This is a genomic window from Novosphingobium sp. NDB2Meth1 (genome assembly GCF_900117425.1).
Taxonomy (GTDB): domain Bacteria; phylum Pseudomonadota; class Alphaproteobacteria; order Sphingomonadales; family Sphingomonadaceae; genus Novosphingobium.
Genome location: NZ_FPEH01000015.1, coordinates 65,579 through 79,156, shown reverse-complemented (window position 1 = coordinate 79,156; position 13,578 = coordinate 65,579). Strand labels below are relative to the sequence as shown.

Genomic DNA, 13,578 nt, shown 5'->3' with positions numbered 1-13,578 from the left:
GTCAGCTGCGCCCCGTCATTTCGGCGGGCTCGCTTCGTACTTGTCCCAGTGCGTGGTGATCTCGTCGACCACCTTTCCGCCCACCGCATAGAGGCTCTCGAGCGCCGCGGTCATCCCGGCATAACCCTGGTTCTCGCCGAGCAGATAGGGCGCGGGATCAATTCCCGGCGGCGGCATCGTGAAGTTGCTACCCGCGCGCAGCACCAGCACCCGGTCGCGGTCCGCCCTACCCACTTTGGTCAGGTATTCGATGGACTGGAACGTCCCTGTTTCCTCCATCGCGGAAGTCACGAACTCACCCTTCCCACGGGTCCAGAACTTCGTCCAATCGTTGGCCCACCGCGTCATCTTCGCGCCGTGCCAGAAGGTCATCGCGGCCAGATTGTCGCCCTTGAGCGCGAACGGCGGCTTCTGCGCATTGGGGTAGCCCCTGAAGGCCTTGCGCGCCTCGGCAATCCGCGCGTCGTCGGGCAGCGACATGCCCTTGGTCAGTGCAAAGGCCCAGTCCTGCAGCGCCGGATTGAGTTCGAACATCTCGCCATTGACCGGCTCCAGCGGCGTGGGGTCCATCGGGCCCTTGCTGTGGAGCGCAAAGTAGCCGCTCGTCCAATCCTTGGGAATTTCGCGCGCATCGATCTCGTGCGCGATGTCGCCGTCGATCACATAGCGCGCCCAGGCAGCCGAACCGACCGAGGCATCCTCGGGATCGATCCCGGCAATCCCGGCCACCAGCCAATACGCCTCGGACAGATCGAGCCGGTCATCAAGCCCCAGCGCCAGCGTGGCGGTCGCCGACTTGATCGAACCCATGCCGGTCACGATCGCCAGCACGCCTGTTTCAGGATCATAGGCGAGATTATGCCAACCTTGCGGGAACTCCAGCGTTTCGGTCAGGTGGCGGCGCTCTTTCCAGAGCTGGAATTCGCCCGGCTTGTCGCCGGTATCCTTGCCGATCTCGAACATGGTGACGACGACCACGCGCACCGGAAGCTTTGCCGCGCAGGGCCGGGCCGGAATGCAGGCCTTGACCGCCGAAAGCGTAGCGGCGTCTGCGACGGGCGCCGCTTTGGCAATTGTGGGAGCCAGCAAGGCGGCGGCAAAGCTTGCGAGAGGCGCAAGAAAGCGCATGGGTCGGATCACCCTGAAATCATGTCAGAGAAGGTGCGAGGGACGGCACCTGCCGCCCCTCGCCCATTGCGCCCGGTCAGAACTTGTAGACGACCGAGGCCTGCCAGTTGCGCGGACGCTCGGGCAGCGCGATCGTGCTGCCGAAGAGTTCCGTGAAGTTGGCGCGGAAGTACTTTGCATCCGTCGCGTTCTTCATGACCGCGCGGAACAGCCACCGGCCGGTGGTGTAAGACGCGCTGAGATCGACCAGCGTGTAGGCAGGGAGCCTGACAACCTGCGACTGACCCGAGAACACCGACGGCACATGCGTGATGCTGCCGGCGAACGCGAGGCCGTTGTCGAACGAGTAGGTCGCGGTCGCCGAGTAGAGATCCTCGGGGATACCGGCGCGGCGCGAAGCATTGCGGTTGGGGATCGGCACCAGACCGATCGGCTGACCGCCGAGGAAGAGCGCCGGATCAATGCCCTTCAGGTCCTCGATGCCGAAGAAGCTGAACAGCACGCCGCTGCCGATCGCGGTGAGGTTCTCGACCTTGGTCTTCGTGTAGTTGGCCGAGACAAGGAAGTGCTTGTCGACCGACCAGCGCAGTTCGGCCTCGATACCCCTGGTCTCGACCGCCTGGTTTGTCACGATGGCCTGCGCGTTCCGATCCACGCGGGTCTGCTTGTAGACCGAGACCGACGCGTAAAGCCGGTTGTTGAGCCACGAACCCTTGATGCCGCCTTCATAGAGCTTCGAAGCGCTGATGAACGCGCCCGACAGCGCATCACCTGCGGTGATCTCGGCGCCTTGCCCGGCGATGATCGTCGACTGGCGAGAGATGGTCGCATAGGGGATCAGACCAAGGGGCAGCTTGTAGTTCGCGCTGGCCGACCACGACCACCCGCCCTTCGAGGTGTCTGCCGAGCGCGCACCGCCTGGATTTTCAAGCTTGGAGGCCACATCTGTCGTGACAACCTTGACATGGTCGTAACGCGCGCCAAGCGTCAGATCGAGACCGAAGTTGAAGTCAAGGTTGGCGAGACCGGCAACACCATAGTCGGTGTAATGGCCCACATTATATCCGGTGTAGTTGCAGTCACACTCGGTCGACAGCAGGCGATCGGAAAGCGCGTTGTAGCCCTTGGTCAGATCGACGCGATTGAAGTATTCGTAGTTGAAGTCCTCGCCATGCTTGAAGTTCGTGTAGCGAATGGATGGCGAGAACTCGAGCGAGAACTTACCAACATCGTTCTTGAAAACCTTCGAGACGACGATGCGATCTTCAATCACATAAGAGTTGTGGAACTGCGAGAAGCCGTACTGATTCTCGTTCTCATTGCGGTAACCGTCGTAGAAGAACTGGTTCTTGATCTCGAAATCATTGCCAGCATCAAAGATAAGATCGAGGTAGGCTGTGTTGGCGATGTTGTTGAGCTTGTCGTCTTCTGCCGTCAGCGTATCGCGGCGGCTGAGCTTGGCAGTGCCGACATTCGAGAGGCGCATCGCCGGATTCGTGAAGCATGCCGCGGTGATCGACGAAGCAAACGGGTTGCCGCCGCAAGCGAAGCCGCCAAACGGGTTGAGGTTGGCAACACGCGCTTCGGCATGCGAGATTTGCCCGTCACCATTGGTGTCGAGCGGCTGCGCATCGCCGGTGATGTAGTTGCCGTTGTCGACGAGGTCCTGGGTCAGGCGGTTCCAGCCACCGTTCTGCTGGCCCTTGAAGTTGTGGTGCATGCCGCCGAACTCGAGGCGCAGATTGGGCGTGAGGTCGGTATCGAAGGCCGCCTGCAGGATCGTCTGGCGGGTCGACATGTTGCGATAGTAGCTGCCCGAGTCTTCAATCTGGGCGTAGAGGCTGTAGCCGAATTCCTGATTGCCGATCTTGCCCGGACCGCGCACCTGCGCGCTGAGCACGTTGCGGGCCCAGCTGCCGCTGGTGTACGAGAGCTGGCCCTCGGGGCTGTCGAGGAACTTGCCGCCGGCCGCACGCGCCGTCAGCGGCACGAAGTTGATGTAGCCGCCGGTCTTCGACGGACCATAGATCGGCGAAGCCGGCCCACGCACGATGTCGACGCGGTCGGACGCGCCGATCGGGGTCGGGTAGTTGCCGGGGTTGTCGAGGCGGCGGATACCGCGGAAGTAGACTTCGCCAGGGGTGCCGCGAATGTCGAGCGCGCCGCCGACGCCGAAGAACGAGTTGGTGAACACGCCCGGCGATTGCGAAACGAGGTCGTAGATTTCGGTGATGCCGAAGCGCTCGATCTGCTCCTTCGAGACGGTCGAGGCCGAGCGCGGGGTCTCGACGAGGTTCTTGTCGAAACCGAAGATCGAGCCGACGTCCTTGACCGGCAGCGCGTTCAGCGAGCCGACAACGACGATTTCTTCCTTCTTGGGCTCATCGGCTGCAGGCGCTTCCTGCGCGAAGGCGGGCGCGGTGAGCGCGGTGCAACCAAGCAGCGCCACAAGGCCTTTCATAAAGTGACGGGGCGCAGAAAACCGCGCTGAATTGTTCGGGTGAAGCATCGAATAGACCCCCTGGGACGCAAAAGGCGCACTGCCTTCACCTGCCGTGAAGGCTGCCATGCGCGTGGTTGAACCGCGCCTCTCCCGCAAACCACCGGGCATCTTCCCCGCCGTCATGCCGCTGTTCGCAGCATCCCCTCGGCCGGGCGCGCCCGCTTTTTTTATGACGCCACCGAAGCGGCAATTCGTATTACGCTCTTAAGACACCTTCTTTGCCCGCGCCAGACGCTCGGCCTCATACGTTGCAAATTGGTGTTCAAGATTGACTTGCAGCCGCGCCTTCTCGTTGCCCGCCAGATACTTGGCGCAAGAAGGTGTGGCAAAATCAGCACAGACGAGCACGGGCACCAGCTTGACCGGATCAGCCCATAGCGCCTCGCCGGGCACGAAGGAATACTGCAATCCTGCCCGCGCAATCTGCTTGAGCTCCGGATAGGTCAGTCCCTGTTCGCGCACCGCGCGGACATATTCGTTGGTCATGTCCGAGCGCAGGACGCCCTCGTCGTCAGTAGAAAGCACCACCGGGACACCATGCGCGCGATAGAGGTTCAGCGGATGATCCGCACCCTTCACGCCGAGGATCACTGCATTGCTGGTGAGGTTGATCTCGACTGCGATCCCCTCTTGCGCCATGCGCGCCATGGTGTCTTCGGCCTTGTCCTCGAAGGCGATGCCGGTGCCGTGACCGATCCGTCTCGCTCCCACCGCCACGGCCTGCGCGATATGGTCCTTGAGGTCGGCCGGCGGCACCTGACCCAGCGTCACTTCGCCGGCATGGAGCGTGAGCTTCACGCGCGGGTACTTCGCGGCAAGGAAGCGGATCATCGCCATGTGGAGCGCATAGTCACGCCGCGCCAGCCACGCGTCTTCAGGCATCACGATGTTGACGCCGACGTAGCGCGGATCGGCATGCGCCATCATGAAGCCCAGGACGAGCGAGCGGTAGACCTGCCGGGGCGGCAACGCCCGCAGCGCCTGGAACAGGTAGTGCACCGCGACGTTGCAGGCGGCTTCGGCAGCAGGCGTGCCGCAGGCCATGGCCTTGGCAGAAGCCGCCTCGTCAGCATCGAGTTCGGCCCTCGCCTTCGGAATCAGCGGGGCAAATTGCTTCGCTTCGCGAGCATAGACCGCCGACAGTTCAGCCTCTGCAATCGGTGCATCACCCGCCGCACGCACCACGGAAACCAGCGTCACCGTATTGTGATCCAGCTCGAGGTACGAAACGTTGTCCCCCGCTGCGATGCGCCGCGTGGCGGACAGCATCTGCGCGGTCTCACCACCCATTTTCCCGAAGCGATCGAACGAGCGGAAAAACTGGGTGTGGCCAGAGGCATCGTTCTGCCCCACTCCGCGCTGGAAGCCGCGCGTCGACATCGCGTCGATCAGGCGGTCCATGCCGAATTCGTTATTGGCGGCGAACGTCGCGATCGCGCGCTCGGCCGGGCACGGCGGCGGTTCCACGCTGAGACCCGTCCCGTCGACGCAGAAGCCTTTGGCCGCAGCCCAGGTCAGGTAATCCTCGGCATAGATCGCGCCGCCGAGGTGATTGTGGAGATCGCCGCCCTTGGGCATGCCGCGCAGCAGCACGCGCAGCGTCGGCGGGCTTTCGCGCGCAGCCTCGATGAGCTTGGCGACGGCGGCCTCGCGCGCCGTGTCGTTGAGGACAGGTTGGGCCAAGGCAGGCGCAGCAGACAGTCCCGCGCCGAGCGCGCAGCTTGTCGTTGCCAACCATCCCCCTGCCCAGCGACCCAACTCAAAACCCCGTTCTTTGCACTGCGCCATTTTTTGCACTGCAGCGTGACTATGGCCTTGACGTGTATCGCGCAAATGCAATGAATCGCGCAAGGTGTTGCGAAAATTAGGCAGGGTATAACGAGTGCCGGCATTCTCCCGTTTTCTGCGCTATTTCCTCGCGGTCGGCCGTCTCGGCTCGATCCGCAAGGCGGCGGACGAGCTCAATGTCTCGGCCTCCGCGATCGACCGGCAGATCCTCAACGTCGAGGCCGAAATCGGCATGCCGCTGTTCGAGCGCTTGCCCACCGGCCTGCGCCTTACCGCAGCGGGCGAGATCATGATGGCCGCCGGCGGACGCTGGCAGAAAAGCCTTGCCGAGGTGCGCGCGCAGATCGAGGACTTGCGCGGGCTCAAGCGCGGCCATGTCGAGATCGCGGTGATCGATGCGCTGGCCAAGGGCGTGATCCCCGCCGCAGTCCACGCCCTGCAGAGCCGCTACCCCGGCATCACCATCGAACTCAAGGTCGCATCCAACGATCAGGTGCGCCGCATGATTGCCTCGGGCGAAGTCGATTTCGGCGTGTTCTTCGGCCCGGAATCCTATCGTGACATCACGGTGCGCGCCTTCGTGGAAGTCCACCTCGGCTTCATCACGCCCGCCGGCCACCCCTTCGGCGAGCAGGCCGAGGCGCGGTTTTCCGCCTGCGTCGGTTCGCCCGTGGTGGTGCCTTCCAGCCCGCTGGCGGTCAACCAGCAGATCGCCGTGCTCGAAGGCACCACGCGGCTGACGCTGGAGCGCAAGGCGGCCAGCAACAACATCCAGATGATCACCAGCCTCGTGATGGAAGGTGTCGGCATCGGCATTCTCACCTCGCTCGACGTGGTGACCGAAGTGCGCGCAGGCCTGCTTTCGTTCACCCGCATTTCCGATCCAGTGCTGCGCCCGATGACGCTCGCGCTGTGCACTGCCTCTGCCCGCCCGCCGAGCTATGCCGCCGATATCGTGCTCGGCGAAATCCAGAGCGCCTTCGGTCTGCTGGCATGGCCCGGACCGAGCGCCAGCATTTCCGGTTGAAAACGCCCCCCTGGCGCAATTGCGGTCCGCGCGGTGAACCGGTAACGGCTCTGCTTTGCCGCCCGACAAACGGACCCGCCATGACCGAAGCTGCCGCTCCCGTGCTCAACTACATCGCTTACGAGGATTTTCTCAGCAGCGTGCGCAAGCTGTCGCGGCTCCTTTCCGAGGACAGCTGGAAGGCGGACTTCATCATCGGCATCGGCCGCGGCGGTCTCGTCCCCGCAGTCTACATCAGCCACGAACTGCAAGTTCCGATGCTTTCGATCGACCATTCATCGAAGGTTCCCGGCTTTGCCGACGAACTGCTCGGCAAAGTGGCGGACAAGTCCACCACCGGCACGCGCCTGCTCTTCGTCGATGACATCAACGACAGCGGCGGCACGATCGTCTACATCCGCAATCTACTTGCCGAAAACGGCTGCAATCCTGACAATTTGCGTTTCGCCGTGCTCAAGGACAACTGCCGCTCGAAGGCGCGCGTCGACTACACCGCCGAAGTGATCGACCGCGCCGAGGACAAGCGCTGGTTCGTCTTCCCGTGGGAAGCGGTGATGACTGCCGAAACGCTGGCCGAGGAAGCGCAGGCGGTGCCGGAGCGGCTGGGCGGCTAACCGCCGAACTTGAACCCGTTCATCACTGCCCACGTCAGCGCAGCGACCACCACGATCCCGGCCAATGCTGCGACTGGCGACCACTTCACGTCCGCCGTCGCCTCACCCTTCGCACGGTCGCGCTTGCCGGTGATCATCGGCCCGATCAGGTTTTGCGCATTGAGCACCTGATAATACCCGATGGCCAGCACATGCAGGCCGATCACCGCCAGCGCCGCCTTGAACACGCCTTCGTGCCATTCGGATGCCATGCGGCCCTGATCAAAACTCACCCAATCGGCCAGCGGCCCGGATTCGATCCCGTCGACATCGACCGCAAAGAGGCCTGCCAGCGTGATGGTGAGCACCACGGCGAGCAGCGCCACCACACTCCAACCGCCGAGCGGATTGTGCCCGTCAGATGGAGCTTCGGGATCGTGGGTCTTGAGGTAGGCCATTATCGCGCCCGGCCCCTTCAGAAACTGAGCAAAGCGCGCAGTGCGGCCACCGGCAAAGCCCCAGAAAATCCGGAACACGACCAGCGCGAAGATGGCGTATCCCGCTTGCCGGTGGCGATCCATGTCGTGGTTCTCGCCGCTCCACCAGGCGAAGAAGAACAGCGTAATCAGGCTCCAGTGGAACACCCGCACGAACGGGTCCCACACCTTTACGGTCTCGCTTTCGGTGCTCATCGGGCGCTTATTCCTCGGCGCGGAACTGCCGGTGGCAGGCCGCGCAGGTGCCGCCAACAACCTTGAACTGCGCCAGCACTGCTGCCGTATTCCCCGAACCCGCTATCCCGGCCAGCTTGTCTGCTTCAGCGACCAATTTGCCGGCAGCGGCATCGAAAGTGGGCTTCTGTGTCCAGATCGCAGGGAGCGCGTCGGTCTTCACACCGGAAGACGGCCCGGTCCCCGCCGGAAACAACCCGCCCTGCAGCCTTGCAGTGGCCGCCAAAGTGCGTGCCGCGGCCAGCAGCTTGGCCTTGTCCGCCCCGGCGCCAAGCTCGTCCTTGAGCGCCTTCATCGCGCCGCCCATTTTCTTGAAGTTCGCCTGCCGCGTCGCGATTGTCTCGGCGGGCGAAGCGGCGCTGGCAATCGCGCTGCCGGCAACCAGCGCGGCGGCGAGGGCGGTCAGGAGCATCGGTTTCGCTCGGGTCATCGGCTGCGGTCCTTCTTCAGTGCGAGAGCGCGAGGTTGGCAGGAGTCTTGTCCGGATAGACTTCATGGAATGCGGCCTGCACCGTGGCAAGCCCGTCTGAAAGGACCTGCAGCGCGGTCTTGCCCTTGGCGTTGGGCAGGTCCGCCTTGGCCCCGTGCGAGGCGAGCACGCGCAGCATCGCCGGAAGCTCGGTGAAGTAGGGACCACCCGCCAGCATGTGCAGCGCAGTCGTCTTGTCCTTGTCCGCCACATTGGCATCGCCGGCCAGCTCAATGGCGAGACCCAGTGCCGACGCATTGCGCCCCTGCGCGGCGGCCAGCACGAGGTTTACCCCAGCCCCATCGACAAAGTGCTCATTGGCCCCGGCGCGCACAAGTTGCCACATCACATCGGCCTGCCCGGCCCTCGCTGCCGCCATCAGCGCGGTCGTCGGCTGGACCGGTGGTGGCGGCAAGCCGAAATTGGCTTCGGTCACCCAGGTGATCTTCGAGGGACCGGACAGCGCATCGACTTCCGCCCCGCGCTCCAGCAGCGCCGCCACCAGCGCGCCTTGGCCCGCTGCCGCCGCCACATGCAAAGGGCGCCGCCCCTCGCGGTCGAGTTCGGCAACATCGCCGCCGCCAAGCCGCACGAGTTGCTCGGCCGCCGCCCAGTTCTTCTGGTAAAGCGCCATCTGCAGCGCGCTGGTGTTCTCCGGCCCGCGATGCCTGACGTCCGCCCCCGCCGCGATCAGTGCCGAGGCGACTTCGGCTTTCCCGCTCGCCAATGCGAAGAACAGCGGGGTGAAGCCATTCGGCGTCTCGCGGTTCACTTGCGCGCCTGCCGCCAGCAGCGCCGATACCGCTTCGAGCTTGCCCGCCGAAGCCGCCCACATCAGCGGCGTCTGCCCGCGCACATCGACGCTCTCGACCGCCGCGCCGCGCGCCATTAGCGCCCGCAGCGCGTCCGCATCGGAAAACCGCGAGCACATCGCAAGCGGCGTCACCGCATCGGCATTGGATTGATCGACGGGCGCGCCCGCCGCGACCAACGCCGCCACGATTGCGCTGTTGCCGCGCTCGCAGGCCAGCAGCAGCGGCGTCACGCCCAAGGTATCGGCCCGGTCGGTCTGGGCGCGCGCCTTGAGCAGGACGTCCACCAGCGCAGGGTCCTGCGTCTCGACCGCGCGGGCCAGCGGTGTCTCGCCATATTCGAACGCGGCATTGGCACTCGCACCATGCGCCAGCGCCGCCGCGAGTGCCGCCGGATCATCCTCGGCAATCGGGCGGGCGACATCCTCGACTCCGTGCGCCAATGCAGGCAGCGGCAAAAATGCCAGCAGCAGCGCCGCCAGCCTACGCACTGGCCAGCCCCGCCAGAGGACCGGTGCTGTCGCCAAACGTCGTGGCAGGCACATCGAGCAGGTTGAGCCCCGCCAGCAGCAGATTCGACATCGACGTGCCCTTGTCGAAGGCCAGATGGCGACCGCCCTTCACCAGCCCGCCCGCGACAATGACCGGCAGGTCCATGAAATCATGCTCGTTGGAATCGCCGAACGCGCTGCCGCGGATTACCAGCGTCGTATCGAGCAGCGATCCCGACCCGTCCTTGGCCTCCTTCAGCCGCTTCAGCGCATAGGCGAAGAATTCCATGTGGTAGCGGTTGATCTGCGCGAGCTTGGCCATCTTGTCGGCGTTCTTGCCGTGGTGGCTGAGCATGTGGTGCGAATCCGGCACGCCGATCTCGGGATACGTCCGGTTCGAGATTTCCCGGCCCAGCATGAAGGTCGCGACACGCGTCAGGTCAGCCTGCATGGCGAGGACCTGCAGATCGATCATCAGCCGCACGTGCTCGGCAAAGTCGGCCGGAATGCCCGAAGGCTGCGCGAAGTTGCCCGCTTCCGCCTGCGGCCCCGTCGCCGCGCGCTGGATGCGCTTTTCGATGGCGCGGGTCGCATCGAGGTACTCGTCGAGCTTGCGCTTGTCCTCCGCACCGAGCGCCTGCGAAAGCCGCGCCGCGTCCTCGCGCACGTAGTCGAGGATCGAGGCCTGCCGCCGCGCCTGGGCCAGCCGGCTGGCAGGATCGAGCGCCTCGCCGTCGCCGAACAGCCGCTCGAACACATCGCGCGGGTTTGCCATGACGGGCAGCGGCACGGTCGGCGTCAACCACGAGATGCCGTTGGTATAGGCGCACGAATAGTTGATGTCGCAGCTGCCCAGCAGGCTCGCCTGATCGATGCCCAGCTCGAGCGAAGGGATCGTTGTCGTCTCGCCCAGATGCGCCGCGAACACCTGATCCATCGACACCCCGCAGCGAATGTCCGGCCCCTCGGTCTGCCGGGCATGCGCGCCGGTCAGGAACGCCGGGCAGGAGCGGCCGTGCCCCGCCGGCCGGTCCCCGAACGCCGCCGCCTGCGGATGCCCCAGCCCGCTCACCACAATCATGTCGCTGCGGAACGGCTCCAGCGGCGCAAGGGTGGGCGGCAGGACATAGTCGGCACCCGCCGTGGCCGGGCGATAGGCGTCCATGGTCATGCCATTGGGCGTGTAGAACACTGAAAGCCGCTTGGGCCGCGCAGCCCCGTCCGCCGCGCGCGCCGCCGGGATCATCGCTTCCAGAAACGGCAGCGCCAGCGTGGTGCCAAGCCCGCGCAGCACGGTGCGGCGGCTGAGGGCGGGACGCTTCACGATCATCGGTGCGGTCTCCATCCGCTGGCGGCGAGTGCAACGGCCGTGGGCGGCGCAGGCACCCGGCGCAAGGTGAAGCTGGGGCTCATCACGATGCCCTTGATGATCGTCTGCACCCGCCAATCATCCTTGGCCGCATCGCGCGCGATGGCACGAACCGTTGGCATGTCCTGCGGCCCGAGGCCCCGGCCCAGCGCATAAGTCATCAGCCGCTCGGTGAAGGCGCGCGCAAACTCCTCGCGCCGGTCGAGAAGTATCTGCTGCAGCCCGGCAAAGCCCTTGAACGCGGTCCCGTCCGCCAGCACAGCGCCCGCATCGATCACCTGCCCGGCATCCTGCGTCCGCCATGCGCCGACCGCGTCGAAGTTTTCCAGCGCAAAGCCCAAGGGATCCATGCGCTGGTGGCAGGAAGCGCAGGCCGGGTTGGCGCGGTGCAATTCGAGCTGCTCGCGCGCGGTGAGCTTCTTTCCGTCATGCTCGGCCTTGAGCGCTGGCACATCGGCGGGCGGCGGCGGGGGCGGCGAGGCGAGCATATTGTCGAGGATCCACTTGCCGCGCTTCACCACCGAGGTGCGGTTGCCATAGCTGGTAACGGTGAGGATGCTCGCCTGCCCCAGCAATCCGCCGCGCGGCAGATCAGCGCCGAGCGCGACCTTGCGAAAGGCGGGACCGCGCACTCCCTCTATCCCGTAGTGCCGGGCCAGCCGCTCGTTGAGGAAGGTATAGTCGGCGCGGATGAAGTCGGTCACCGGACGGTTGGCCGAGAGCACATGGCTGAAGAACATCCGCGTCTCGGTCGCCATCGCACTGCGCAGGGGCACATCGAACTGCGGAAACTCGGTGATGTCCGGCCGCTGCTGGTCGAGATTGCGCAGATAGAGCCACTGGCCAGCAAAGTTCTCGGTCAGCGCTTCGGCGCGCTTGTCGGCTAGCATGCGCGCGATTTCGGCAGCGAGCACCACCGGCAGATGCAGCTTGCCCTGCCCGGCCAGTGCTAGCAGCCGGTCATCGGGGATCGAACTCCACAGGAATAGCGAGAGGCGCGTCGCAAGATCGTAGTCCGATAGCCGCGCCACGCTGCCTGCAGGCCCGGCCGCCGGCGTTTCCACAGCAAACAGGAAGCGCGGCGAGACCAGCAGCGCCTCGATCCCCGCCTCGACGCCGCTCTCGAACCCGCCCGCAGCGCGCTCGTCGGCATAGATCTCGAGCAGCGGCGCCAGTTCCGCCTCGCTGACCGGCCCGCGCCAAGCCCGCCTGGCAAGGCCGCCAAGGATGCGCTTGGCGCAGGGCGCTTCCTCGACCGTACGCTTCGGATGGCACACGAAGACCGCCTTGCGGCTCGCAAGGTCCGCATTCCCGCCCGCATCGAACGGCCCCGCCACATCGAGCTGGAGCACGTCGCGCGGAAAATTGTGCTGCGAATAGCGCGGATGGACGCGGAACGAAGGCACCGTCATCGTCCCCGCACGCTGGCCGTCCACCCACACATCAAGCGGCAGGTCCACGGGCTTTTCGAGCGGTAGCGGCACATAATCGGTGGTGTTGCGGACGGTTTGCACCGCCTCGTCCGGCCAGGTCTGCCGCCGGAACGAGACGGCCACGCTGTGCACCCCCGCCTTCATCGGCACCCGCAGCGCATAGCGATCCTCCGGCAGGCGGTCGCTTTCGTTGTTGGTGTTGGAATTGAGCCAGACGGCGACGTCATAGGCCCCGTCCCACCGCGCGGTGTAGCGCACCGCCGTGCCGCCGCGCGAACCCAGCGGCAGGTCCGTTGCGGCCCGCTCGTTGAACGCCGGAATGCCCGAGTTCATCACCGAACCGTCCTTGGCCACTTGCCAGGTCGTCACGAAATCGCGCTTCGGCACCAGCCCTGTCGCCTGCCGAGCCGCCTTGCCCGCCACGGCGACATAGCGCTCCATCAAGGTGGGCGAGACGCTCAGCACGTCGGCGATATTGTCAAAGCCGAAGCCCGAATTGTCAGGCGGCAGCGCGGCCGCGAAATCACCTTCGACGCCGAGCAGATCGCGCACCGCATTGGCATATTCGCGCCGGTTCAGGCGCCGCACCGGTGCAGCGCCCGGGTCTGGATGCGCCATGACATACTGCGCGCGGCCCTCATCGAGCCACGAAACGAAATCGGCGCGCAAGGCGGGATCGGGCTGCTTCTTCGAATGCGGCGGCATCTCGCCCGCTGCCACCCGGCGGAGGATCTTCTCCCACGCCTCGGCATTGCGGCCTTCCGCGACGTCGCTCGCCTTCAGCCCCTCGACCGAAAGCCCCGCGACATGATCAAAATCGTTGTGGCAGCGCGAGCAATAGTCCGCGAGCATCGGCTCGACCAGCGCGGCCCGCCGCTCGCCCAGCGAAGGCCCGGATTCGGGAACGGAGGTCGTCGTGACCGGATCGTCGGCAGCGGCGTAAAGGCACGAGGCGGAGACCAGCGCGCTCAGCGCCAGCAAGCCGCGTCCAAAGGAAATCCGCCGCAAAACCTCGACCAAATGTCTGCCCCTGACCTGTCCTGCCGCGCTTGCTTACACCAGCGTGACAGCATGGCCACTGCCCTATTGACCGCAGTGCAGCACGTCCATTGCCATAAACCGGACAGGGGGTCGCGATTTATCGCTTGGGGCCCGACTGCGGCTGCAAGCGATGCCGCCAAACCATTTTCCTACATCGATCCTTGCCGCTATCTGGTCCGGCGTCCCTCCATCC

Annotated in this window: 10 protein-coding genes; 2 read left to right on the top strand and 8 right to left on the bottom strand. The window is 65.2% G+C overall.

Going from position 1 to position 13,578, the window contains the following annotated elements; all coding sequences use genetic code 11:
* Positions 1-15: 15 nt before the first annotated feature.
* From NDB2M1_RS09940 to NDB2M1_RS09930, 3 genes are all read right to left on the bottom strand, one after another.
* Positions 16-1,128 carry a purine nucleoside permease gene (locus tag NDB2M1_RS09940; RefSeq protein WP_083554780.1) on the bottom strand — a complete coding sequence of 371 codons (1,113 nt, stop codon included), beginning with the start codon at positions 1,126-1,128 and terminating at the stop codon, positions 16-18.
* A 76-nt stretch (positions 1,129-1,204) separates the two neighbouring features.
* On the bottom strand, positions 1,205-3,589 hold the full coding sequence (locus NDB2M1_RS09935; protein ID WP_072381894.1) for a TonB-dependent siderophore receptor: 2,385 nt from the start codon (positions 3,587-3,589) through the stop codon (positions 1,205-1,207).
* Positions 3,590-3,835: 246 nt separating this feature from the next.
* Entirely contained in the window at positions 3,836-5,365 is a 1,530-nt protein-coding gene (locus tag NDB2M1_RS09930) for an adenosine deaminase family protein (protein WP_072381891.1), read from the bottom strand.
* Positions 5,366-5,513: 148 nt separating this feature from the next.
* Between NDB2M1_RS09930 and NDB2M1_RS09925 the strand changes: the two genes are divergently transcribed.
* Together NDB2M1_RS09925 and NDB2M1_RS09920 are read left to right on the top strand one after the other, a co-directional pair.
* Positions 5,514-6,446 carry a LysR family transcriptional regulator gene (locus NDB2M1_RS09925; protein WP_072381889.1) on the top strand — a complete coding sequence of 311 codons (933 nt, stop codon included), beginning with the start codon at positions 5,514-5,516 and terminating at the stop codon, positions 6,444-6,446.
* 80 nt (positions 6,447-6,526) lie between these two features.
* Complete coding sequence (locus NDB2M1_RS09920) at positions 6,527-7,060, top strand: phosphoribosyltransferase (protein ID WP_072381887.1); 534 nt, start codon at positions 6,527-6,529, stop codon at positions 7,058-7,060.
* Here the strand turns inward: NDB2M1_RS09920 and NDB2M1_RS09915 are convergent.
* The 5 genes from NDB2M1_RS09915 to NDB2M1_RS09895 are packed head-to-tail and all read right to left on the bottom strand — an operon-like array spanning position 7,057 to position 13,325.
* The gene (locus NDB2M1_RS09915) at positions 7,057-7,731 is read right to left on the bottom strand and encodes a cytochrome b/b6 domain-containing protein (RefSeq protein ID WP_072381885.1); all 675 of its coding nucleotides are present in this window, start codon (positions 7,729-7,731) and stop codon (positions 7,057-7,059) included. The genes NDB2M1_RS09920 and NDB2M1_RS09915 overlap by 4 nt on opposite strands.
* A gap of 7 nt (positions 7,732-7,738) precedes the next feature.
* The gene (locus NDB2M1_RS09910) at positions 7,739-8,200 is read right to left on the bottom strand and encodes a c-type cytochrome (protein ID WP_072381883.1); all 462 of its coding nucleotides are present in this window, start codon (positions 8,198-8,200) and stop codon (positions 7,739-7,741) included.
* 16 nt (positions 8,201-8,216) lie between these two features.
* Positions 8,217-9,542 (bottom strand): ankyrin repeat domain-containing protein, encoded by a 1,326-nt coding sequence (locus NDB2M1_RS09905; RefSeq protein WP_171955362.1) that lies wholly within the window; start codon positions 9,540-9,542, stop codon positions 8,217-8,219.
* The gene (locus NDB2M1_RS09900; protein WP_072382595.1) at positions 9,535-10,872 is read right to left on the bottom strand and encodes a DUF1552 domain-containing protein; all 1,338 of its coding nucleotides are present in this window, start codon (positions 10,870-10,872) and stop codon (positions 9,535-9,537) included. Before NDB2M1_RS09900 ends, NDB2M1_RS09905 begins: the two co-directional genes overlap by 8 nt.
* Positions 10,869-13,325: a DUF1592 domain-containing protein gene (locus NDB2M1_RS09895; RefSeq protein ID WP_253185835.1), complete on the bottom strand. Its 2,457-nt coding sequence runs from the start codon at positions 13,323-13,325 to the stop codon at positions 10,869-10,871. The genes NDB2M1_RS09900 and NDB2M1_RS09895 overlap by 4 nt, the downstream gene beginning before the upstream one ends.
* Positions 13,326-13,578: the final 253 nt, after the last annotated feature.

Bases quoted from the DNA above. Each gene is read 5' to 3' on its own strand.
- NDB2M1_RS09940 (WP_083554780.1), bottom strand. From the start codon at position 1,128: ATGCGCTTTCTTGCGCCTCTCGCAAGCTTTGCCGCCGCCTTGCTGGCT.
- NDB2M1_RS09935 (WP_072381894.1), bottom strand. From the start codon at position 3,589: ATGAAAGGCCTTGTGGCGCTGCTTGGTTGCACCGCGCTCACCGCGCCC.
- NDB2M1_RS09920 (WP_072381887.1), top strand. From the start codon at position 6,527: ATGACCGAAGCTGCCGCTCCCGTGCTCAACTACATCGCTTACGAGGAT.
- NDB2M1_RS09915 (WP_072381885.1), bottom strand. From the start codon at position 7,731: ATGAGCACCGAAAGCGAGACCGTAAAGGTGTGGGACCCGTTCGTGCGG.
- NDB2M1_RS09910 (WP_072381883.1), bottom strand. From the start codon at position 8,200: ATGACCCGAGCGAAACCGATGCTCCTGACCGCCCTCGCCGCCGCGCTG.
- NDB2M1_RS09900 (WP_072382595.1), bottom strand. From the start codon at position 10,872: ATGATCGTGAAGCGTCCCGCCCTCAGCCGCCGCACCGTGCTGCGCGGG.